The following is a 22,746-nucleotide window of genomic DNA, read 5'->3' as shown; positions in this document are numbered from 1 at the left end:
GATGAAACTCGGCGGGATCGTCGACGGCCGGATCTACGCCAGCGTCGGCCGGTCGATCCTCGGAGAGCGCGAGGGAGGCGAGGGGTTCGAGCGCGTCGGCCGGGTGCCGAACCCGGAGCGGGGTCGGAGACGGCCGGTCTACGGGCTCACGACCGACCGTCGTGGGAGAGCGCTGCTCTCTCCGGTCGTCGGGCGGTTCCCGAGCCTCACGCTCTTCCCGATCACCGCCGACCTGCTGTTCGCCGCGAGCTGGCGGTGGCTGTTCGTCTCTCGCGACGGCGGGCGGTCTTGGGCGGTCTCGCGCGAGCTCCCACCCTCCTCGGGTCCGAAGGGCCTCCTCCCGACGGGGCTCTGTCACCACGAGGGAGACGTCTACCTGGGGGAGTACCCGCTCGCGATCGACACCGTACCGAGGGTGCTCCGGTCGGAAGACGAGGGGCGGAGCTGGGAGACGGCCCTCTCGCTGCCCGACGTTCGCCACGTACACGCGGTGCGGGCCGACCCCTACACGGGCGACCTCTGGATCACGACGGGCGACACCGACCGCGAGAGCCGGATCGGCCGCCTTCGCGGGGGCTCGTTCGAGGTGGTCGGTTCGGGGAGTCAGCGGTGGCGGGCGGTGGACCTCGCGTTCACTCCCGAGTCCGTGCTTTGGGGGATGGACAGCGTCTACGCCGAGCGCAACCTCCTCTTTCGGCTGGATCGCGACGCGCTCTCGGAGGGGCGACCGGAGGTCGTTCACGCCGTGGACGGGTCGGTGTTCTACGCGACGACGGTCGAGACAGGAGGCGAGCGGTGGGCCGTCTTCTCGACCAGCGCCGAGTCCGGACCCGACTCGACGGCACCCCCGGAGGAGCGGGGGACGACCGCGACCGACCGCGTTCGTGTCGTCGCCGCCTCCGACGCGAACGAGTACACCGAGTGGACGGAAGTGGTCTCCTACGGTCGGAGACGCGCGCTCGTCGACCGGGTGAATCCCGGAGGTCTCGCCCCGTCCGCGGGCGCGTACGTCTACCTCGACGCCGACCGCGAGCGCGGGGTGGTCCTGAACCCGTACAACACCGACCGCGACGACGGCCGGCTCCTCCGACTCCCGGTCGATCCCGCCCGATCCGGGCTCGCGTGTGCCGTACTCGCGGCATAACAATGCCGGTCATACACGCAGGGAGAGTGATGAGCCTACGTACGGCAGTCGTCGGCGCCGGAACCGTCTCGGGCAGTCACCTCTCGGGGCTCGCGGAGAACCCGCGGACCGACCTGCTCGCCGTCTGTGACGTGAACAGGGAGAGCGCGACGAGGGCGGCGAGGGAACACTCGATCGTCCCCTACACCAACGTCGATCGGATGATAGCGGACCTCGATCTCGACTGTGTGCACGTCTGCACGCCGGTCGGGACCCACCTCCCGATCGCGGAGCGGACGATCGAGGCCGGGATCCCGACGGTGATCGAGAAGCCGGTCACCGAGACGTTGGAGGAGCTCGAACGGCTGGAGTCGCTCGCGGCGGCCCACGGCGTCCCCGTGATCCCCGTCCACCAGCACCGCTTCGACCCGGCGATGCGACGCGTCGAGGAGCTGCTCGAGACCGGGGCGCTCGGGACGCTCCGGGGCGTGAACCTCGTCTACAGCGGCCACACCAGACCCGACGAGGCGAACCGCGGGAGCTGGGTGTTCGACCTCCTGGGCGGGGAGTTCGAGGAGGGGCTTCCCCACCCGATCTACCTCACGCTCTCGACGGGGGGCTACCCGCGGAGCGAGGGGGCGATCTGTGCGCGGGTCGCGCTCTCGACCGAGTACGACCGGGGCTTCGCCTACGACGGCGCACAGCTGGGCTACGTCACCGACGAGGAGGTGCTCTGCAGCGCGACGATGATCGCCGGCGGGATGCCCAAACGCCAGATCCACGTCCACGGCGACGACCGCTCGGTCGTCGCGGACATGATCCTCCAGACGGTGAGAACCGTCGATTCGGACTACGCGCGCTCGTCGGCCGCGAAAGCGCTGCGGAACGTCGACATCGCGACCCAGCAGCTCGCCGGCCTCGGGGCGAACGTCCGCGCCGTCGCCGAACGCGCGATACACGGCGACTGGGAGCGAAAGAAGGCGCTCAACCCACACTTCTACCAGTTCGACCTCGTCTCGCGGGCGCTAGAGGAAGGGGGGGAGCCGCCGGTGTCGCTCACCGAGTCGTGGTGGACGATCCGGCTGATGGAGGAGCTCCGGACGGCCGCGGATGGGGAGAGCCGAGTGCCGTTGCTGGACGGCGAGTGACGGTGAGCCGGCCCCGTACGGCGAACGCCCGCATCGGCCGATCGAGAGCGGGAACGTGGATCGGAGTGTCGGGGAGCGACTCGTAGATGGCGCCGAGCGACGGGGCTATCGAGGGACTGAAGGCTACGTTGGTCGCCGACATCGTTCGCGTCGTCGTCCAAGGGGCGCTCGTGATCGTCCTCGTCCGCCTCTTTCTCACCCCCGGTGAGTACGGCCTGCTCTTTCTCGCCATCTCGGTGTTCAGCGTCGCGCTGCTGTTCGGACAGCTGGGCTTTCCGAAATCGGCCGCTCGCTACGTCGCCGAGTACAGGGAGACGGACCCGGGGCAGGTCCCACACATCGTCCGGGTGTCGATGGGCTACAACGCGGTCACGGTGGGAATCACTGCGATCGTCGTCGCGGCCGCGAGCGGCCCGATCGCGCGCGCGATAGGCGAACCCGCGCTCGCCCCGTTCCTGCTCCTGGGGTTCGGGTATATCGTCTTCAGCGCGCTCAACGGCTACCTCCACCTCGTCTTCCAGGGGTTCAACCGCGTCGATCTCAGCGCCATCGTCGTCGTGGTGACGAACCTCGGCACGCTCGGGTTCGTCCTCGGACTCGTCGCCGTCGGGTTCGGCGCACTCGGCGCGCTCTTCGGCTACATCGCGGGGTACGCGGTGGCGAGCGTCGTGGGGCTGGTCATGCTCCACCGAACCCTCTCGGCGTACGAGCGGGCGCCCGCGATCGGTTACGATCTGCCCCGCAGGATCGCCGAGTACAGCGTCCCGCTCACGGTCACTCGGAGCGCGAACGTGCTCTACAAGCGCGTCGACCTCGTCCTGATCGGCTTCTTTCTCACCCCGGTCGCCGTCGGCTACTACACGCTCGCGAAACAGATCGCCGACTTCGTGATGGCGCCGGCGCAGGCGCTCGGGTTCACCGTCTCGCCAACCTACGGCGAGCGGAAGGCCGGTGAGCAGCTAGAGAGCGCCGCCCGCCTCTACGAGTCGACGTTCGAGGGGATCTGTCTGCTCTACCTCCCCGGGATCGTCGGCCTCGTCCTCGTCGCCGAGCCGATGGTGCGTCACGTCTTCGGGACGGCGTACCTGGGTGCGGTCCCCGCGATCCAGGTGCTGAGCGGGTTCGTCCTCTTCCAGGCGATCGACAAGATCACCAACGACGGCCTCGACTACCTCGGTCGTGCCCGCGCCCGCGCGATCGCGAAGGGCGCGACCGGCGTGCTCAACTTCGTTCTCAGCCTGCTGTTGATCCCGGTCGTCGGCATCGTCGGCGCGGCGGCGGCGACCGTCTTCAGCTTCGGGCTCATGGTGGCGTTCAACGTCTACGTCATCCACACCGAACTCGGCCTCGATCTCGCGCGGATGGCGCGCTCGCTCGCTCATGTCTCCCTGATCGCGCTCGCGATGGGCGCGGTCGTGTGGCTGTCGGTCCCGCTCGCGACGAATATCCTCGCGCTGTTCGCGGTCGTCGGTCTCGGCCTGCTCGTCTGGCTGGTCGCCGCCTCGTTCTTCGGGATGGTCGACCCCCGTGAGCCGATGACGCTTATCAGCTGAGCGCGAGGGAAACCGGCACACAGACCCGCGGTAAGGGGTCGATAACAAGGGGGTTCGGTCGAGTGTGTACGGGAAGCCATCGAGAGGTGAGACGAGAGAGATGATTAGGCAGGGAGACCGGTGGGCCAAGACGGCGGCGACGCTCGCGCTCGGCTACCTCGCGGTGACCGGCGCGATCGCCGTCGCGTACCTCTCGCCGGCGACCGCCCACGAGCTCTCGCCCTACATCGAGAGTCCGACGGGGTTCTGGGTCGGCCTCGGCTTCGCGCTCGCCGTCTCGTTGCTCGTCTCCTTCTCGGCGGGGCCGGCGTCGCTGCGGCTCGCCGGCGTCGGTCTGGGCGGGCTCGCGACGGTGAGCGCGTTCGCCCTCCCCCTGTTGCGGAACTACCACTTCTACGGGATGTACGACTCGCTCACCCACCTCGGCTGGGCGCGGGACTTACAGACCGGATCCATGACCTCTGCAGACCTGTTCTACCCTGGGATCCACAGCGTGGCGGTGACGATCCGCCTGCTGACCGGGCTCTCGCTCACCCGGTCGGTGCTGGTGATGGTCGTCTGCTTCGTCGTCGTCTTCTTCCTCTTCGTCCCGCTCACCGTGGCGGCGCTCGTCCCCGGCCACGAGAGCGTCGTTGTCGGGGCGTTCTCGGCGTTCTTGCTCCTCCCGATCACCCACATGAGCACGCACCCCCACACCCACGCGATGACCCAGACGATCCTCCTCTCGACGGCGCTCGTCTACCTGCTCGTCCGGTATCTCTCGACGTCGACGGACCACCCCCTCCACGGACCGCTGACCGCGCTCATGGTCGTCTTCTCGGCCGCGCTCGTGATCTACCACCCGCAGTTAGCGGCCCACGTCCTCGTCGTGCTCGTCGCGATCGTCGCCCTCCAGTGGGCCGTCAGGCTGCTCCCGCGTGTCGCCGCGCGGCTGAGACAGCCGTCGGTCGGCGGTCACGTGGTGTTCCTCGCCGGCTGGTTCGTCCTCTGGGGCTCGGTCCACGGGCTCTTCGAGGGCATCGCCTACCGGGCGACCGTCTCGGTGATCGAGTACCTCACCGGACGGTCGACGGAGCAGGCGGCCGAGTCCGTCGGAACACAGAGCGCGTCGTTGGCCGCGATCGGCGCGACCGTCGAGGAGGTGTTCCTCAAGCTGTTCGCCGTCAGCCTGCTGTTCTGTGCGCTCACCGCGCTAGCCGTCGGGCTCGTGCTCTTCAGGGACCGGCTCTCGCTCGGAGGCGTCGACCGACCCGGGGTGCTCTATCTCGGCGTCGCGCTCGCGAGCCTCGTCCCGGTCTTCGCGTTCTACTACGTCAGCACGCTCTCGGAGATGTACTTCCGGGTCTTCGGCCTCCAGATGCTGTTCGTCACCGTGCTCGGCGCCGTCGGGGTCGTCCTCTCGATCCGGCTCGCCTCGACCCGGCTCTCTCGGGCGCACGTGACGGGCGCGGTCGGCGTGCTCTTCGCCTGCCTGCTCGTCCTCTCGCTCGTGGTCTTCTTCCCCTCGCCGTACGTCTACCTGCAGTCCCCACACGTCACCGAACAGCAGATGCACGGCCACCGGGTCGCGTTCGACAACCAGCAGGAGGGAGTCGAGTTCGTGGGTATCCGGGGAGGTCCCGCACGGTACACCGACGCGATCCACGGCGGGGGACGCACGGACCTCAACCAGGAGGAGGTGCCGCGGGAGGCGCTCCACGGGGGGATATCGAGTCACTTCGACGGCGACAGGTACGTCGTCGTCACGGAGATCGACGAACACCGCGAGGCGAAGGCGTTCAAGGGGCTTCGCTACGGGAGCGAGGACTTCGCGGCCGTCGAGAGCCAGGTCGGCCTGCAGAAGATCCACACGAACGGGGAGTTCGACCTCTACTACGCGGCGGACGACGACCCGGCCGAGGGGGCGTCGACGACCACCGAAGACGGGTGATCGCGGTCTCGCGGTCCTACGGTCGCGCCTCCGCCGCGACCTCGGCCATCGTCTTCACCGTCAGATCGGCGTCCGCCCGCCGTCGGGCGAGGTAAGAGAGGACGCGACGGAGGCGCTCGCGCTCTCGCTTCCCGACCAGGTCGTTCGGGTGGAGCCAGAGGTGGAAGACGCCCCCGGACCGGACGGCGTCGTCGATGCCCAGCTTCGCCTGTCGCACGACGGGGTCGCCGCCGACCGGTTCGACGAGCGAGCGCACCAGCCCCTCGAAACCGAACAGACAGAGCGACGCGGGGACGTCGACCAGACCGTACTCGTCGGGCTCGGGTGCGACCAGCGGCGGGGGCGAGCGGACGAGCGCCGCGTCGACGAGCTTCCCGAGGCGGGGCGCCGGTACGTCGTCGTACCAGCGACCGGGGCGCGTCCCCCGGTAGCTCTCGAAGCCGTACGCCGCGAGGACGTCGCGGTGGCCGACGTCGTTTCGCGGGAAGACGAACGAGCGGAGCGAGAGTCCGAGGTCGGCCGCGGCGTCGATGCTCGCTCCCACCTCCGTCGCCGCGACCTCGCGCGTCGTCTCGGAGTGGCCGAACTCGACGTGTGAAAAGGAGTGGGAGGCGACCTCGTGGTCGACCTTCGCGTCGAGGACGGCATCGATCAGGTCGCGACCGAACCAGGCCGGTCGGCCAGTCTCCGAGCCCGGATCGCGTTCGAACCAGCCGGGCGAGAGCGGGTGGTCGGCGTGCGTCCCGTCGCATTCGGGGAGAAAGAGGTGGCCGACGATCGCCCAGGTCGCGGGCAGGTCGTACTCCTCAAGCAGCGAGACGAGCGTGTACCAGGCATCGGGCGCGGCGTGGATACGGCGCTCCGGGAGGCGGTCGAGGTCGTGAAACCCCCAGGCCAGTTCCGCGTCGATCGAGAGGACTACCGTCCCCTTCTCACCGTTTCCCCGACGTGGCGGCGGACCGGCTCGCGCGCCGCGAATCGTCCTGCTCTCGCTCCCTGACTGCCCGACTCTCACGTGAGTTCACCCTTCCGTTCTCCCCCACAGGGTATGGTTATCGCCCGCTTATGAGGGGAACGATCCCCGTGAGGTCGAGTGAAAGCGATCGGAGCGGGCCGAGAAGGCGACGGATAACAATACGAACGTCGCGGGAGCGGGGAGTATGGCCGAAACTGACGCCCTGAGTTCGAGCGATCCCGGTACCGAGGAGTACGCCGTTCGACTCTACGAACCCGGTGACAGGGAGGCGTTCGAGCGCCTCTACGACACCGTCTTCGGCGAGGGGAGCGAGGAATGGTTCGACTGGAAGTACGTCGAAAACCCCGCGGTCTCGCACGTCCCGATCGTGATCGCGGAGTGCGGTGGCGACCTCGTCGCCGCCCGTCCGTGCGTGCCGATCTGGATGACCGCCGGCGACGAGCGCGTGCTTGCGATCCGGTTCGGCGACACGATGGTCCATCCCGAGCACAGACGAAGGGGGCTGTTCTCGCGGACGACGCGGTGGTGCCTCGAGTACTACACCGACGTCGAACCCGTCTTCGGCTTCAACCACCCGAACGACGCCTCGCTCCCGGGCTACCGGAAACTCGGCGGGCGCGTCGTCGGCCGGACGCCCGTCCGGTATCGGGTGCAGAACCCGGTCGCGCTGCTCGACGGGAGCGGCGACCTGTTCTCGCGCGGCGAGCGCGTCGCTCGACCGCTCACCAGGGCCTACTTCGGCGCGAGAGAGCGCTTCGCGCCGCCGACGTCGGGGCTCTCCGTGCGCCGCGAACGGTCGATACCGGTGGAGACGCTCTCGCGGCTCTACGGACGTGCACCCCCGGACGGGGTCCACGCCGAGCGCGGTGCCGAGTTCTACCGCTGGCGGTTTGCGAACCCGCAGTGGCGGTACACGGCCTACGTCGCCGAGCGAGGGGACGAACCCCTGTCGGCTGTCGTGACCGGCGAGCGCTCGGTCGGTGGCGTGGATCTCGTCACGCTGGTCGAGGTCGTCCCGCTCGCGGAGAACCACGCGAGGGTCGACGCCGTCTCCGCGCTGTTCTCCCGGATCGTCGCGGATCACGCCGACGCGGACCTCCTCGCGTACAGCGGTCGGGCGGTCCCGGGCGTCGTCCTCTCCCGGTACGGCTTTCACGCGGACGACGTGGCGCCGCTCTCGTTCGTGGCGCGTCCCACCGAACTCGTCGTCTACGACCTCACGGGTGGCCGGGCGCCGTCGTGGTCGGTCGGCGGGTACGGACTGCTCGATCCCGGGAGCTGGGCGCTCTCGTTCTGTGAACGGGACGCGCGGTGAGGCGGGAGATCAGTCGTCGGCGGACTCCCGGTAGATCGAACAGTGCTCGGTGTGCGAGAAGCGGTCGCGGTCGTTACAGATGTCGGCTTTGACGGGCGAGACGAACGCCTCGGTCGCCGTGCAGTACGCCCGTGGGTGTTCGAACTCGTTGCGCTCGTCGTGGCTCCTGTACTCGAGATACGGACAGACCATACTCTACCCTACCGGGGAGCCGACCGTTGTTATGCCGGGCCATCGCCCCGGTCACCGCATGCCGAGCAGCTCGCGGGCCTCCTCCGGCGTCGCGAGGTCGCGACCCAGTCCCTCTGCGATCCGCACGGTTCGCTCGACCAGCTGGGCGTTGCTCCGTGCTTTGACGCCGCGCTCGTAGTAGAGGTTGTCCTCCATCCCGATCCGGACGTGGCCACCGAGGAGGATCGCGAGCGTCGTCAGCGGGAGCTGGTGGGGGCCGACCGCGAGCAAGTTGAACTCGGCCCCCTCGGGCAGGCTCTCGACGAGCGTGAGCACGTTTCGCGGGTGCGGGATCGAGAACGTGCCGTAGCCGAAGATGAGGTTGATGTAGTAGGGTTCCTCTAAGAGCCCCGTCTCGATCAGCCGGTAGACCTCGTTCAGGTGGCCGTTGTTGAACGCCTCGAGCTCGGGTTTGATCCCCTTCTCCTGCATCTCCGTCGCCAGCGCGTCGATGTTGTGTCGGGTGTGCTCGGTGATGATGTGGCGATCGCGATTGAACGGCCCCATGTCGAGCGAGGCCATCTCGGGGAGGGGGTCGGTCCGGATCCCCTGGACGCGCTTCTCGTAGGCGCTCTGACCCCCGGTGGTGTTCTGGATGATGACGTCGTCACACTCGGCCCTGATGGCGTCGTTGACCTCCTGGATCCGCCCGTAGTCGTTCTCGCCGTACTCGTCGCGCGAGTGGACGTGGGCGATCGCCGCCCCGAGTTCTTCGCACCGTCTCACCTCCCGGGCGATCTCCTCGGGCTGTTCCGGGAGGTTCGGGTTGGCGTCCTTTCCGTGGATCGCCCCGGTCGTCGCGACCGTGAGGATCAACTTCTTCCGATCGAGGTAGTCGTCGTAGCTCATGTCGGGTCTCTCCAACCGATCGACCCCGGAGAGCGCCCTCCCCGGGTCGCGCGGCGCGTCGAGTCGATCGGCTGCTACCGGTGAAGCTCTCGTGCGCCGGCCATAGTTCTTCGACCCCTACGCGAGTAAGCGGGCGCTACTCCCCCGACCGTTTGACGAACAGCTTGAACCCCGATCGCCCCACGGAGGGGATCGAACGGAGGTCGGGGACGTCGAGCGTGCCGTCGAACGGTCGCGCGGAGATCCCCTCGGAGATCGCACACCGGAGCTCGAAGCCGTGGTCACAGAGCGTCGAGACGAACCGCTCGAACTCGACTTCGCTCAGGAGGCCCGGGTGGACCTCAACGAAGAGCAGGAGGGGGCCCTCGGCCTCGAACAGCGAGCGCATCCCCTGCAGGATCTCCGTCTCGTAGCCCTCGACGTCCATCCGGACGACGTGGACGGAGTCGGGGGAACGGCCGGTCGAGCGGAGATAGCTGTCGACCGACCGCATCGCCACCTCCCGGGTCTCGCCCGTCAGCGAGAGGGGGCCCCGGTGTTCGCGTCGGGGTTCGATCCGGTTCCGGTTCGAGTGTGTCGAGGCGGAGAGCGTGGCGTCGGCGTCGCTCGCGCCGAGCGCGTACGGCTCGACGGTGACGTCGCCGAGCCCGTTTCTCGCGAGGGTCTCGCGCAGCAGCGACCGGTTCCGGGGATCGGGTTCGAACGCGACGATCTCCGCGCGCTCGCCGAGCGATCGCGCCTCCGCGAGCGCGAAGTAGCCGAGGTTCGCACCGATCTCGATGACGCCGACGGGGCCGTCGACCTCCGATCGGAGGATCGAGAGCTCCTCCTCGAAGCGCTCGACGGTGGTCTCCTCGCGAACGCCGTAGAGCCACAGCTCGCGCGAGAGCCCCGCGTCGGCGAGGTCGAGGACCATCTCGGAGCCCGCGATCTCTCGAGCGATCGTCCCTCCACACCGCCAGGCGAGGTACCGGAGGTAGCGGTCGTACGGACGGAGCCCCGTCGCGCCCGCGAAGAGGTACGCGGCGATCGCTCCGGGTCGTGGCACTCTCGCGAGGGCGACGAGCTCCGCGATCCTCCGCTCGAGGAACCGGGAGGCCTGCTCGGGCTCGGAGAGCGCACGTCTGAGCCGGGAGAGCGCCGCGCGCGGCCCGCCCTCTCGGCGTCCCGTCACGATGCGACCTCCGCGACCAGTCGTTCGGTGAGTGCCGCGACCTCGGCCCTGACCCGTCTCGACCGGCGCAGGTCGGGCCGGCGGTCGGCCGCGTCCAGCGCGTCGATGTGGTCGAGGATCGCCCGTGGCTCTCGCGAGTGAAAGACCCGGCCCTCACCGACGAGCTCGCGGTCGACCGAGAGCAGCTGTGCCGGGAAGAACGAGACCGCGGGTTTTCCCATGCAGGCGGCCTCGCGAGCCATCGTCCCGGAACCGGTGAGCACGCAGTTGGCGTGCCACGCGAGGTCGAGGCCGTTGAGCGGTGTGGGCGGGACGTAGACCCGATCGGCGGGGAACCCGTCACAGAAGCCCTCGTCGCCGCGTTTCCGGGGGAGGTAGACGACGTTGTAGCCGCGATCGACGGCGTCCGAGAGCAGCCGTGGGACGATCGACTCCACCTCCGGGTCGATGTACGCCGCGGTGAGTGCCTCAGGCCTGACGACGAGGTACGACGAGAAGGGCAGCCGGTCGAGGAACGCCGGGTCCGGTTCGAACGTGGCGACGTAGACGTCCTCCTTGTAGCCGTCGTAGGTGTGAACCCGGTCGACGCCCGCACCGCGTCGGTAGAGTTCCCCGACGCGGAACGCCCGCGGGACGACGTTGTGCGTCGCCGTCGCCTCGATCCGGTTGTAGAGCTTCTCCGCCGTGAGGTCGGGGACGTACGCGGTGATGTCGTTGTCGGTGAAGTGGATCGAGGGGACCCCGCGGGCCCGCGAGGCGAGGATACACATCGCGTTCCGCGAGGAGAGCGAGACGCCGCAGTCGGGCATCCGAACGGCGAGTTCGGCGGCGCGAAGCGGGATGCCGACCTTCCGGAGGCGGGGGTCGTCGAAGTCGCGTCCGATCACCCGGTGGTCGAAGCCGAGGTCGGCGCTCAGCGCTGCCGTCTCCGTCTTCCGCCTGACGGTCGTTCTGACGTCGACCCCCGAGAGCCCGTCGACGAGCGCGTCGAAGAAGAAGGGGTGCGACGGGCTCGCTAGGTCGATCCAGACCGCGTACCTCGCCGTCGTCCGTGTGGTCGTGGTCATGTGTCGTGTGGTGAGCCCGTCATACCGTTCGCACGGTCAGTCCGTGTCGGTGCCACTCGGCGGGGTCGAACAGCCCCCTGCAGTCGACGACGAGCCGTCCGCGCATCCGTTCGCTCGCCGTCCGTGGATCGAGCGAAACGTACTCGTCGTGATCGGTGGCGAGGACGAGCGCGTCCGCGTCCGAGAGCGCGTCGCCGAGCGGGAGCAGGTCGAGCGACCCCTCGGTCACACACGGGTCGTGGAGGCGAACCGTCGCGGCCTCCTCCGTTAGTCGCTCTGCCAGCGCGAGCGCGGGGCTCTCCCTGGTGTCGGTGACGTTCGCCTTGTACGAGACCCCGAGGATCGTCACGGTCGACCCCGAGAGCCCGTCGAGGTGTTCCGAGAGGAGCCCGGCGACGAACCCGACCATCGAGTCGTTCACCGCGAGCGCCCGCTCGATCAGCGAGTTGCCGTCGGTCGCCTGCGTCAGAAACAGCGGGTCGATCGGGAGACAGTGGCCCCCGACGCCGAGCCCCGGCTCCAAGATCTCGACCCGTGGGTGGGTGTTCGCGAGCGCGATGCTTACCCGGGAGTCGACGCCGAAGCCGTCGGCGAGCCGGGCGAACTCGTTCGCGAGCGCGACGTTCGCCATCCGGTGAGTGTTCTGGAGCAGCTTGACGAACTCGGCGGTCGTCGGGTCGGGACAGCGGTGGATCTCGCCCGTGATCGCGGGCCCGTAGAGCGCCACCGCCGCGGCGGTCGACTCATCCGTCACGCCCCCGATCACCCGGTCGTTCCCCCGGATCTCCGCTATCATCCGCCCCGGGAGCGCCGTCTCGGGACAGTACGCGAGCGAGAACTCGCCACCGGCGGCGAGCCCCGACGACGCGAGCGCCTCGCCGACCCGTGTCGCCGTCGTCCCCGGCGGCACCGTCGACTCAACGACGACCGTATCCCCCTCTCGGAGCACCTCGGAGACGGCGTCCGAGGCGGCGTCGAGGGGGGCGAACTCCGGGTCGCCGGCCGCCGTCAGCGGCGTCGGCACGCAGATGACGTGGTGTGCCGCCACGACCGGCGTCGTCGAGAGGCCGAGTCGCTCGCGCCCGAGCGCTGCCTCGACACGTTCGGCGAGCGTCTCCTCGATCCCCGGGAGGCGACCGCCCCGGATCCGCTCAACGACGCGTTCGTCGACGTCGACGCCGTGGACCCCGTAGCCGGCGCTCGCGAACAGCGTCGCCGTCGGGAGTCCGACGTACCCCAGGCCGTGGACGCAGACGTCGGTCACGGCCGCCCCCCTCGAGGCTGGCAGTCGGCGATCGATCCCTCCGTGTCAGTCCTCCCTCCGACATCCACCCCGAGCCGTCTCATACGGGCCGACCCTCGGGCGGAGAACCACACAGTACATCCACGTCGACGAAACCCATCACGATATATCGATCCATTCGGTGGGACGGCCATTGTTATGGGTCGGCTTCACCCGTCGGGAGCGGTCCGGTACGACGGACGAACGCGGAGAGCGCACGACACATCCACGCTTGACTCCACCGCATGTACGGCGTCGTGTCGTCGAGGAACCGACCGCGGTACCGGTAGAAGTAGCCCTGGGGGTCGAGGAGTTCCTCGAGCGACCAGCGACACACCCGCCTGGCCATCTCCCGGTCCCTTCTCTCGGAGCCGAGGAACGTGACGATCGCCTGCGCCGCTGCGTGGGCGTCCCGCGGGTATGGCGTGTCGTGTTCGAACCGCGGCGCCCCGTCCGCCTCGAAGAGGTTCTCGCGGTAGAACCGAACGCCCCTGGCGAGGGCGCGCCGTACACCACGGTCGCCCTCGCGGACGGCGAGATACCGATCGAGGGACTCGAGGACGAACCCGGTGTGGAAGTTGTCGTGGGTAAGCGGCGAGCGCTCGGGCGGGCTCGAGTAGTACCACGCGCCGCTGTCGACCTGCTGGGCGGCGACGAACGCCGCGACCGAGTCGGCCCTCGTTCCCAGCGCCTCCTCGCCGCTCTCGGCGGCGGTCTCGGCGAGGAAGCTCGCGGCGAGCGCGTTGACGTTCACGACCACGAACGAGTCCGAGCGCGTGTACGTGTACGCGTCGAAGCCGTCGGCTCGACGTCTGTTCACCTCTTCCTCGACGAACGAACAGACGCCGAGAGCGGTCTCGAGCGAGCGCTCGGTGCCCGTGAGCCGGTAGTGTTCGAGGAACGGACGCCCGCAGAAGACGCTCACGACGGTCGAGGGCTCGTACGCCCGCAGGTAGAACTCACGACCGTTCTGCCAGTCGAAGTTGTAGCCCCAGGACGGGTGTTCGGACGTCGGTGCGGTGTTCGCGGCGAGCCACGCGAGGAGCGTCTCGGCCTCCGTGAGATACTCCGGCTCGCCGGTCGCCACGTAGCAGTCGAGATACGCCGTCGCGAACAGCCCGATCCCCTTCGGGTTCCTCTCCTTCGGGATCAAGAGGAGCGGGCGGAGGTTTACCGGCGCTCGTCCGACCCCGTGGAGGACGAGCAGGCGAACCAGCGGGTGTCCGTCCGGGAGGACCGGCGAGTTCAACCCGTCGTAGGGGTCCCAGCCGGCGTACTCGCGCTCGCGTGCCCACCGGAGCGTGCGATCACAGGTCGCGAGGACCGCCCTCCGCTCGACGGTCGGTCGGTCGGCGTCGCCACGTCGGTGTCGTTCGCTCACGACCTCGTCTCCACCCCGTACGGGCGGCGTACGTCGTGCTCGGCGGCGGGTGGGGACACCGGCAGCCGGTCGGTGCGTCCGGGACTGACCGCGGGGGCTACGGATCGGTGAGGACGGGACATGGTGCGGGGTCGACTGTCGTTTCCTCGGAGCCTCGTACGTTTGTTATCCGCGGCCTACCCGGGGACGGCCGGCGAGGAGATCGATCTCGAGAGCCGACGGACGGACCGGCTCCGGACGGACCAGGGGCGGGATCGCGGACGCCCGCGAGCGCCGTCCGAACGGGCGCGGTCGCGCCGAAAGAGAGGGTTAAACGAACATGTGGGATCGGGGGTACGTTCGCCCCCGGGTGCGTGGGCGGGTTCGGCGGCGTCCTTTCACGTCCGTTCGAGAATGGTATCCCGCGCTACCTGTCCGTTCGACGTATGAGGGGCGCGAACAGGTACGGGACATAACTAACGGCCTCCCCGTCGCCGGTTCGGCATGTCCGATCAGCAGGACGTCCTGTTCGTGGTGCTGGATTCCGTTCGAAAGGATCGAGTCTCGCTCTTCGGTCACGACCGGGAGACGACGCCGGCGCTCGACGCGCTGGCTCGACGCGCGACCGTCTTCGAGAACGCGTACGCGCCGGCACACTGGACGCTTCCCTCGCACGCCTCGATGTTCAGCGGGCGCTACCCGTCCGAACACGGGGCGACGACCGGGTTCGCCGACCGGACGACCAGGCTCCCGGCGGGTCTGGAGACGCTCGCCGAGGGGCTCTCGGACGTGGGGTATCGGACGGCCGGCTTCTCGAACAACCCCTGGGTCGGCCGCCTCACCGGGCTGGACCGGGGGTTCGACGAGTTCGTCGAGTGGGACCTCGAGATCTCCTCCGAGGCGGGGGCGCCGATCCACACGGGGGACGACCGGCGCCGCTCGCGGTGGCACACCTGGATCGGGCGAGCCGCGAAACAGCCGGCGTTCCTGCTCAAACGACCCTTCTTTACGGCGAGCCTGGTCGAGCGGGCGAGTCGCTGGGTGGAGACGACGGCGACCGACCCGGCGCCGACGTTCACCTTCCTCAACCTGATGGAGGCACACAGCCCCTACTTCCCGCCGGCAGACGCCTTTCGCGCGCTCGACATCCCCCCGCCGTCGAGCCGGCTCGAACCGCGGCTGCTGAACACCCGGCTGCTCGCGTACGTACTCGGCAGGGCCGACCTCGATCCCGACCGCCGCGAACGCGTTCTCCAGTACTACGACGCGGCGCTCCGGTACCAGGACGCGAAGCTCCACGACCTGCTGGAGACGCTCGCGGCGGTCGACACGTTCGAGGAGACGCTGGTGATCGTCTGCTCCGACCACGGAAAGACCCTCGGCGAGTTCGACCGATCGGCGGACCCGGTCCACTACGTCCGTGACGTCACAACGAACGTCCCGCTGGTCGTCAAACACCCCGGCCAGCGCGAGGGGAGCGTGATCGCGGACCCGGCGGAGCTGGGCCGGCTCCCCGGAATGATCCGGGAGAACGCTCCCGCGCGGACACTCCGATCCGACGACGGCTACGCGCTGATCGAGGAGGACGTCCCTCACACCGGGCGCACGGAGACCCCGGTGACGCGGTGGCGCGTCCTCACGGACGGCGAGGAGAAGTACGTCCGGAACGAGCGCGGCGAGGAGTTCCTGCTTCGCGGAACCGCGGCCGACGAGCGCGTCGTCGCGGGGGCGGACGAGCGGCTCGACCGGGTGCGCGGTCGGCTCGACGGTCGAATCGACGGCCTGCGAACGCACTCGCGTGACGACGCGACCGACACGACCGAGATCGGTCGACGGATCCAGTCGAACCTGGAGGACCTCGGCTACCTCTGAGCCAACCTCCGATCGGGCTGCCGGCAGCGCCAGACGGTTTGACCGTTATCCGGTGTCCGGTCGGCGCACGAGTGCGAGGAGGTCGGGAGCGGACCGACCGGGCTCCGTCTCCGACGGCTCCGATCCCCGAGCAGGCGGCGAAAGCGCAGGATAACAAAGCGTCGGCCGGGGGAGATCCGGACGTGAGCACCCTTACGACCGATCCGGACGGCTACGCGATCCGACCGTTCGAGACGGACGACCGAGAGGCGTTCGTCGACCTCTACACCGAGACGTTCGGGCCCGTCGACGAGCGGTGGTTCGCCTGGAAGTACGAGGCAAACCCCGTCTCCGCCGAGGTCCCGATACTCGTCGCGGAGTTCGACGAAACGCTCGCCGGAGCGAGACCCTGCGTCCCCTTCGAGGTGGCCGCGGGCGGGGAGACGGCGCTGGCGATCCGCTGGGGCGACACGATGGTCCACGCCGAGCACAGACGCCGGGGGCTGTTCACCCGGATGACCCGTCGGATGATGGACCGATACCGCGAGGGCGAGCCTGCGTTCGCGTTCAACAATCCCAACGAGAGGTCGCTGCCAGGATACCGGAAGATGGGCGGTCGCATCGCCCGAACGATGGAGGACTACTACCGGATACAGGACCCGGGACCGATCCTCGCCGCCGAGTCCGAGGGTGCCGTGCCGACGACCCTCCGGAGGGTCTCGGGACGGGTGGCGGGCCGGTACGCCGGCGTGCGTACCCGTATCGGTTCGGCGCTCTACGACGCAACCGGGATCGCCGTCGAACGCCACGACTCCGTTCCCAGCGAGACGTTCGTCGACATCTACGAGCGCATGCGGCCGGATCGCGTCCACGCACGCCGCACCCGATCGTCGTACGACTGGCGGTTCGGGAACCCCGACTGGACGTACACGGCCTACGTCGCGCGACGGGACGGGGTCCCCGTCGCGGGGATCGTCGCGGGCAGACGGGAGGTCGACGGCGTCGCGACGACGAACCTCGCCGAGGTCCTCCCGCTGCTGGCGACCGACTGCAATCCGGCGGCCGGGTCGGCGCTGCTCTCCCGCGTGCTCCGGGACTCGCGGGACAGTCACCTAGTCACTCACAGGGGGCGATCGCTCCCCGCGTCGCTCCTGCGGGCGTACGGGTTCGTCCCGTCGGACTCGTGGCCGCTCGCGCGCGCGACCGACGAGGCCCCGCTGCTCGTCTACGACTTGAGCGGCGAGGGCGAGTCCGCCTGGCAGGTCAACGGCCTCACGCTGCTCTGTCCCGACAACTGGCTGCTCTCGTCGTACGAGCAGGACGCACGGTAGGCTACCCGTTCGGCGGGACGCTTCTCACGGCCCGACCCCGATCGCCTCGAGGATCCGCGTCGCGGCGTCGCCGTCGCCGAACGGGTTCTCCCACTCGCCCGACCGACCCAGCATCTCGTGGCCGGCACGCTCGACGTCCTCGGGGTCGATGCCGATCACCCGGTTCGAGCCCACGTCGACCGTCTCCGGGCGCTCGGTCGTCTCCCGCACCGTCACGCAGGGGACGCCGAGGACGCAGGTCTCCTCCTGCACCCCGCCCGAGTCGGTGAAGACGACGGCCGCCTCGCGTTCGAGCGTGAGGAAGTCGAAGAACTCCCTCGGCTCGGTCGCCTCGATCGGCTCCGGAAGCGAGATCTCGAACCGGTCGAGGCGCTCTCGGGCCCGCGGGTGGACGGGGTAGACCACGGGTCTGTCGACCGCCCGAGCGAACCGCGAGACGCCGGTGAGGATCCGCTCGAACCGCTCGCGACTGTCGACGTTCTCCGCGCGGTGGACGGTCAGGAGGACGTACTCACCGGGGGAGAGCGAGAGCTCGGAGAGGACCTGGCTCCGCCTCGCGGCCCTCTCGCCGTACCTGACGAGCGCGTCGACGACGGTGTTGCCGGTGACGACGATCCGGTCGTCGTCGATCCCCTCGCGACGGAGCATCGACCGGGCGATCGGCGTCGGGGCGAACAGGAGATCGGAGACGTGATCGATAAGCACCCGGTTGGTCTCCTCGGGCATCCGGTCGTCGAAGCTCCTGAGACCAGCCTCGACGTGTCCGAGCGAGGCGTCGAGCTTGGCCGCCGCGAGCGCGCCCGCGAGCGCCGAGTTCGTGTCCCCCTGTACGAGGACGTGATCCGGGGACCCCTCGACGACGATCCGTTCGACCGAGCGGAGGATCGCCGCCGTCTGCTCGCCGTGGCTCGTCGATCCGACGCCGAGCTGGTGTGTCGGCGGGGGGAGATCGAGCTGGTCGAAGAACACCGTGTCGAGCGACGGCGAGTAGTGCTGGCCGGTGTGGACGACGCGCACGTCGACGCCGCGCTCGAGGCAGCCGTCGACGACCGGGGCGAGTTTGATGATCTCCGGGCGGGTCCCGAGGACGACGAGGATTCGTGTGTCGGACATGCTGCTGGGGTCGCGTTCGATGACGAATCAGCGACGGGAGGCGGGTTTGTTATCCACGGCCTATCGGTCGACACCCGCCGCGGGGCTACGGGTCGGCGTCGACCAGGCTCCCGACGATCCGTCGCCAGTCCTGGCGTGCGCTGTCGTAGGAGTACTCCGACCGGATCGCCGTCGCGCCCGTCGCGAGACGGTCGTAGAGCTCGGGATCTCCCTCGAGTTCTGCGAGCGCGTCGGCGATCGTCCGCGGGTCGCGGTCGGGGAGCAGGTAGCCGGTCTCGGCGTGGGTCACGACGTCCGGGATCGAGCCGACGCGCGGGACGACGCAGGGCAGTCCCGTCGCCATCGCCTCGAGCATCGTGAGCGGGAGCGCGTCGCGTTCGGAGGTCGAGACGAAGACCCGCGAGCCGTGGTAGTACTCGATCGGTGGGTCGACCCACCCCGGGAGGTCGATCCGGTCGGCGAGCCCCCGGCGTTCGACCCGCTCGACGACCCGCTCGGAGAGCCTCCCGGAGCCGAGCATCGCCGCCCTGAACTCGGCCCCCGACTCCGCGAGCAGCGAGAGCGCCTCGACGAAGAGCAGCGGGTCCTTCTCGGCGCTGAACCGGCCGACCCAGAGGTAGTCGTACTCGGTCGGGGCGGTCCGGTCGGGGCGGTAGACGTCGGGGTCGATGGCGTTCGTGAGGACGTGGATCCGGTCGGGGGCGAGACCCATCGCCTGCAGACGGCGGACGTGAGAGGGCCCCGGGACGGAGATGGTGTCGAACCGGGAGAAGGCCGCGCGCGGGAGCGCACCGTACCACGCCTCGGCGTGGTGGTCGAGGTCGATCCCGATGATGCCGAGGTGTGCCGGGAGCCCGTAGAGCCCCTTCAGCGCCAGCGCGAAACAGCCGTAGGGAAAGAGCGAGACGGAGACGACGGCGTCGTACCCGCCCCGGTGGCCCTCGTACAGCGCGACGAGGAGCAGGGAGAGAAACCCCAGCCGGCGGGAGCCGAAGCTGGGGACGGGGGTGGACGCGACGGAGTCGACCGAGGCGTCGGGATTCAGACAGAGCAAGCGCGTCTCGTCGGTGACGTCCCCGAGCGGGCCGTAGTGTCGCTCGAAGCGTCCGGTGTCGGTGTGGTTCGCGAGCACCAGCACCGACCGCTCGGTTCGCTCCATTCTCTCCCCGAGCCTCGGCTCACCCGGACATTGTTATGTCTCCGCTAGCGCCACCGACGGCGGCCTCTTCGGGTAGTCGGACGCTTCGCCCCTCGCGGGTCCAGCACGAGTTGCGATCTGACGGGAGCCGAGGTGGTAGACAATCGAACGACAGGAGACCTGACGGGGGTAGCTCACACGTTTCTCGACGGGTGAGATCGACTCGCAGCGGATGGGAGAACGGCCACGATTCTCACGCTTTGAACCGGAGTGCCACCCTTTATTGGACAACGCGTTGACTTGTGTATCGGAGGAACGGGTAGCGAACCCGAATCTATGGCAACAGAGAACACCGTACGTCTGACGGAACAGGGTGGAACTGACCGGCCAGCGGACCGGCCGGTCACGGAACAGAACGGAGTCCGCGGAGACGGCTCGCGAACCACGGACCACAGGGCCCTCCTCGGGCTGGACACGACCGATCAGCTGGACAGGAACAAGATATTCGACGTGCTGAAGAACCAGCGACGGCGGTACGTGATCAGATACCTCAGCGAGCGAGAGGGCCCCGTCGAACTCCGGGACATGGCCGTCGCGATGGCGGAGTGGGAGAACGGCAACGACTACATCTCGCACAAGGACCGAAAGCGCGCGTACGTCTCGCTCTACCAGACACACCTTCCGAAGATGAGCGAGTACGGCGTCATCGAGTACGACCAGCCCCGCGGGACGATCGAACCGACCCCCCGGCTCGAGCAGATCGAGACCTACCTGGACATCTCCCCGGGGAACACGTTCCTCTGGCACCGTCTCTACCTGATGGGTGGGCTCACGGGCGTGGCGCTGCTCGCGCTCAATCGCCTCTGGATCGTGCCCGTGGCGAACCTCCCGGATCGGGTCGTCTTCCTCGTCGTCCTCGGCATTCTCAGTTCGGTGATCCTCCTGCACACGGCCGTCTCCTACTCGAGGACCCGACGGCCGGCCGGCTCCCGCTGATCGCTCACGGTCCTGGGACGGACCTTCGATTTTCCCCAATGATAGTACCGAGTGACTCCTCGCACACCGACACGGTGCCGAGACTCCTCACACGACGGCCCGATGTCGAGCGAGCGTCGCGTGGAAAGCTCACCGTCGGCACCACCGAGAGACCGGTGTTCGTGTCCGGTGACGCAGGACGGCCGACCGGAGAGCGGGTGAGACGGAACATCGAAGAACGACAGACGGACGAAGACGAATCGACGAGTGGGTCGGCGGACGCGAAGCCGACCGCCCCCGATCGACGTCGGCTGGCTCGGCATTGATGTCAACACCCTACTAGGACAGCCGAACCCTCGGTCGAGGATCCCTCTCCGCCGGATCGACCCGAATAGCGTGTATTTCACGCTCGCCAACAGTTCGCCGCCGTGCCGACACCTCCGGACAGGTCCGTCCGAGAACCGTTCTGCTGGGTCGGCCACGAGCGCCGTGTGACACCCGGACTCCGGGTTCCGCCGTCTTACCACCACGAAACGCCGTCGGGAGGACGACGAGGCGAGCCCGCCATTACGCCAGTACGCGTGTCAGCCCGATCGTGACGGTTCGTCGGCGGAGAGTTGAGAGGTCGACACTCTCGCCGACCCTCACGACACGTCGCCGTTCGAGGGACGATCCAGTAAAGTTGGATATCCAATGTGTCTGCGCCCGGATCTGTCCGAACCGGTGTGAGTATGGTCGGATATACTTATTTTAGTGGCATTACGATACTAATTTACCCGTCGTCGTGGTACAGGGTGACGGTGGAAACCATGCCAGAGTGTACTCAGTGCGGCGCGTTCGTCACGCCGGATTTCGTCAGGGTGTTCGGGGACAACACGAAGGAGGTCCACGGCTGTCTCTCCTGTACGAGTTCGCGAAAGATCTACGCCGGTCGTGGGGCGCGATCCGGCGAGTTCACGTCTCGACCGGAATTGGGAGATCGACTCCGATAGGGCCAGGGATCGACCCGGGTACCGCGGACGGGTGTGAAGAGAGGGCTCGGAAGAGAAGAGCGGGATCGAGAGCTCACGAACTCCTCGCAGACGGTTTCTCGGCTCCTCTCAGGACGGGCTCCGGGAGTCTCTCGGTACAGCCGTTCTCACGTGATGACGAAGTACGGATCGACTTCGATTTGGGGGGTGAGCCACTCGCGGAGCTCTCGCGCGTGGAACGCCCTGACCGTGAGCCCCGAGAGATCGTAGCTCTCGAGCACGCCCGCCGCTCGCAGCCCGTTCTCGAGCTTCGCCCGGTTCCAGCGCATCTCGCGGTCGTAGGGGTACTCGTGCGAGCGGTGGGTGACGCGTTCGTACTCGGTCTCGTCGTGATAGACAACCCCCTCGTACTCCACCGTCTCGATGTAGGGTACCCCCAGTAGCGACTCCACGTAGTGGATCTGCGAGGAGCGCAGCCAGTCGGTCCCGACGTTCAGGTAGAGGACGTTCTCCCGGTCGAGCTGTCCGAACGGCCCCTCGGGCGACCAGCTGTCGCGTCGCACGCAGCCGTCGAACCGGTACGGCCCCCGGACGAGGATCGAGTTCGTCGGATCGTCGGTTCGGTACTCGCAGTCCTCGAAGAAGAGCCGGGAGAACGCGCCGAAGGCGGGCGTCGAGAACTGCTCGTGGTAGATCCCGTCCGGAGAGCGAAACGACGGGGTGAACCCGGGGTTCAGGACGCTCTCGAACCGGTCGTCGAACCGCTCTATAAGGAACTCGTAGGGGTTGCACGCGAACGCCCGCTTGACGTCCCGTAGCCCGACGTGGACGAAGACCGTGTCCGTGGCGTACCGGTCGAGGACCGCGTCGAAGAGCTCGGGGTCGACACGTCCCACGCTCCGGTCGCGGCGGGCGTCCCGGGCGTACATCCCGACCCGATTCGCGAGCATCCGCCACCGATGGACCCGTTGCGGGGCGGTGTCGAGGACCGCCCTGCGGAGCCCGTTCGTTCCGACGGGTTCGAGCGAGCCCGGACTTCGAGAGACCATCTAGGGAGTACACTCGGACGATCGTTCATTGTTACTCCCTTCGAGAGGTCGTCCACCCGACGTACTAATACCAGGGACCTTCCACCTTCCCGACCGAGGGGACCGGATCGGGTCGCTCACACGACACCGGGACATACCGGTCGAGGGACGTCGAAGAGGATCGGACCGAGTGAGTGATACGGTCGACACGAGAGTGAACTCGGTCGACGGACTCGACGATCGAGATACCAGGCGATAGGCGAAGCGTCGGGCGAACTCCGCGAGCGGCTCTGGCGAACGACGTGCGCGAACTCGCGTCTCTCGCACCCGA

Annotated in this window: 19 protein-coding genes; 9 read left to right on the top strand and 10 right to left on the bottom strand. The window is 68.5% G+C overall.

Annotation, left to right across the window (positions count from 1 at the left end; all coding sequences use genetic code 11):
• The first annotated feature begins 1 nt into the window (after position 1).
• From V2L32_RS14955 to V2L32_RS14940, 4 genes are all read left to right on the top strand, one after another.
• Positions 2-1,144, top strand: coding sequence for a beta propeller repeat protein (locus V2L32_RS14955; protein ID WP_331233278.1), 1,143 nt, complete (start codon positions 2-4; stop codon positions 1,142-1,144).
• Between the two features lie 29 nt (positions 1,145-1,173).
• Positions 1,174-2,271, top strand: coding sequence for a Gfo/Idh/MocA family protein (locus V2L32_RS14950; RefSeq protein WP_331233277.1), 1,098 nt, complete (start codon positions 1,174-1,176; stop codon positions 2,269-2,271).
• An 86-nt stretch (positions 2,272-2,357) separates the two neighbouring features.
• Entirely contained in the window at positions 2,358-3,824 is a 1,467-nt protein-coding gene (locus V2L32_RS14945) for a flippase (RefSeq protein ID WP_331233276.1), read from the top strand.
• A gap of 100 nt (positions 3,825-3,924) precedes the next feature.
• Complete coding sequence (locus tag V2L32_RS14940) at positions 3,925-5,754, top strand: hypothetical protein (protein ID WP_331233275.1); 1,830 nt, start codon at positions 3,925-3,927, stop codon at positions 5,752-5,754.
• Positions 5,755-5,770: 16 nt separating this feature from the next.
• Here the strand turns inward: V2L32_RS14940 and V2L32_RS14935 are convergent, their stop codons facing one another.
• Entirely contained in the window at positions 5,771-6,769 is a 999-nt protein-coding gene (locus V2L32_RS14935) for a polysaccharide deacetylase family protein (protein ID WP_331233274.1), read from the bottom strand.
• Between the two features lie 145 nt (positions 6,770-6,914).
• On the opposite strand from V2L32_RS14935, the gene V2L32_RS14930 reads away from it, so the two are divergent.
• Positions 6,915-8,045, top strand: coding sequence for a GNAT family N-acetyltransferase (locus tag V2L32_RS14930; RefSeq protein ID WP_331233273.1), 1,131 nt, complete (start codon positions 6,915-6,917; stop codon positions 8,043-8,045).
• Between the two features lie 9 nt (positions 8,046-8,054).
• Here the strand turns inward: V2L32_RS14930 and V2L32_RS14925 are convergent, their stop codons facing one another.
• The 6 genes from V2L32_RS14925 to V2L32_RS14900 form a co-directional block, all read right to left on the bottom strand.
• Positions 8,055-8,237 carry a hypothetical protein gene (locus V2L32_RS14925; protein ID WP_331233272.1) on the bottom strand — a complete coding sequence of 61 codons (183 nt, stop codon included), beginning with the start codon at positions 8,235-8,237 and terminating at the stop codon, positions 8,055-8,057.
• Between the two features lie 51 nt (positions 8,238-8,288).
• On the bottom strand, positions 8,289-9,125 hold the full coding sequence (locus tag V2L32_RS14920) for a BKACE family enzyme (RefSeq protein ID WP_331233271.1): 837 nt from the start codon (positions 9,123-9,125) through the stop codon (positions 8,289-8,291).
• Positions 9,126-9,261: 136 nt separating this feature from the next.
• Entirely contained in the window at positions 9,262-10,299 is a 1,038-nt protein-coding gene (locus tag V2L32_RS14915; RefSeq protein WP_331233270.1) for an FkbM family methyltransferase, read from the bottom strand.
• Positions 10,296-11,366 carry a DUF354 domain-containing protein gene (locus V2L32_RS14910; RefSeq protein WP_331233269.1) on the bottom strand — a complete coding sequence of 357 codons (1,071 nt, stop codon included), beginning with the start codon at positions 11,364-11,366 and terminating at the stop codon, positions 10,296-10,298. Before V2L32_RS14910 ends, V2L32_RS14915 begins: the two co-directional genes overlap by 4 nt.
• Positions 11,367-11,385: 19 nt before the next feature.
• Positions 11,386-12,630 (bottom strand): nucleotide sugar dehydrogenase, encoded by a 1,245-nt coding sequence (locus tag V2L32_RS14905; protein ID WP_331233268.1) that lies wholly within the window; start codon positions 12,628-12,630, stop codon positions 11,386-11,388.
• Between the two features lie 175 nt (positions 12,631-12,805).
• Complete coding sequence (locus tag V2L32_RS14900) at positions 12,806-14,029, bottom strand: prenyltransferase/squalene oxidase repeat-containing protein (protein WP_331233267.1); 1,224 nt, start codon at positions 14,027-14,029, stop codon at positions 12,806-12,808.
• Between the two features lie 483 nt (positions 14,030-14,512).
• On the opposite strand from V2L32_RS14900, the gene V2L32_RS14895 reads away from it, so the two are divergent.
• Both V2L32_RS14895 and V2L32_RS14890 read left to right on the top strand, forming a co-directional pair.
• A complete protein-coding gene (locus V2L32_RS14895; protein WP_331233266.1) occupies positions 14,513-15,880 on the top strand; it encodes a sulfatase in 1,368 nt (455 codons plus the stop codon).
• A 182-nt stretch (positions 15,881-16,062) separates the two neighbouring features.
• Positions 16,063-17,190 (top strand): GNAT family N-acetyltransferase, encoded by a 1,128-nt coding sequence (locus tag V2L32_RS14890; RefSeq protein WP_331233265.1) that lies wholly within the window; start codon positions 16,063-16,065, stop codon positions 17,188-17,190.
• 24 nt (positions 17,191-17,214) lie between these two features.
• Here the strand turns inward: V2L32_RS14890 and wecB are convergent, their stop codons facing one another.
• Positions 17,215-18,303, bottom strand: a complete 1,089-nt coding sequence (gene wecB, locus V2L32_RS14885; RefSeq protein ID WP_331233264.1) for a non-hydrolyzing UDP-N-acetylglucosamine 2-epimerase — start codon at positions 18,301-18,303, stop codon at positions 17,215-17,217.
• A gap of 85 nt (positions 18,304-18,388) precedes the next feature.
• The gene (locus V2L32_RS14880) at positions 18,389-19,462 is read right to left on the bottom strand and encodes a glycosyltransferase family 4 protein (protein ID WP_331233262.1); all 1,074 of its coding nucleotides are present in this window, start codon (positions 19,460-19,462) and stop codon (positions 18,389-18,391) included.
• Between the two features lie 315 nt (positions 19,463-19,777).
• Here V2L32_RS14880 and V2L32_RS14875 point away from each other — a divergent pair, with 315 nt between their 5' ends.
• Both V2L32_RS14875 and V2L32_RS14870 read left to right on the top strand, forming a co-directional pair.
• On the top strand, positions 19,778-20,437 hold the full coding sequence (locus tag V2L32_RS14875) for a DUF7344 domain-containing protein (protein ID WP_331233261.1): 660 nt from the start codon (positions 19,778-19,780) through the stop codon (positions 20,435-20,437).
• A 788-nt stretch (positions 20,438-21,225) separates the two neighbouring features.
• Positions 21,226-21,408, top strand: a complete 183-nt coding sequence (locus tag V2L32_RS14870) for a DUF7563 family protein (RefSeq protein ID WP_331233260.1) — start codon at positions 21,226-21,228, stop codon at positions 21,406-21,408.
• A 146-nt stretch (positions 21,409-21,554) separates the two neighbouring features.
• Here V2L32_RS14870 and V2L32_RS14865 read toward each other — a convergent pair whose 3' ends face one another.
• Positions 21,555-22,436 carry an AAC(3) family N-acetyltransferase gene (locus V2L32_RS14865; RefSeq protein WP_331233258.1) on the bottom strand — a complete coding sequence of 294 codons (882 nt, stop codon included), beginning with the start codon at positions 22,434-22,436 and terminating at the stop codon, positions 21,555-21,557.
• Positions 22,437-22,746 lie beyond the last annotated feature (310 nt).

It is taken from the genome of Halalkalicoccus sp. CGA53 (assembly GCF_036429475.1).
Taxonomy (GTDB): Archaea; Halobacteriota; Halobacteria; order Halobacteriales; family Halalkalicoccaceae; genus Natronorarus; species Natronorarus salvus.
This window is presented reverse-complemented; position numbering and strand designations above follow the sequence as displayed.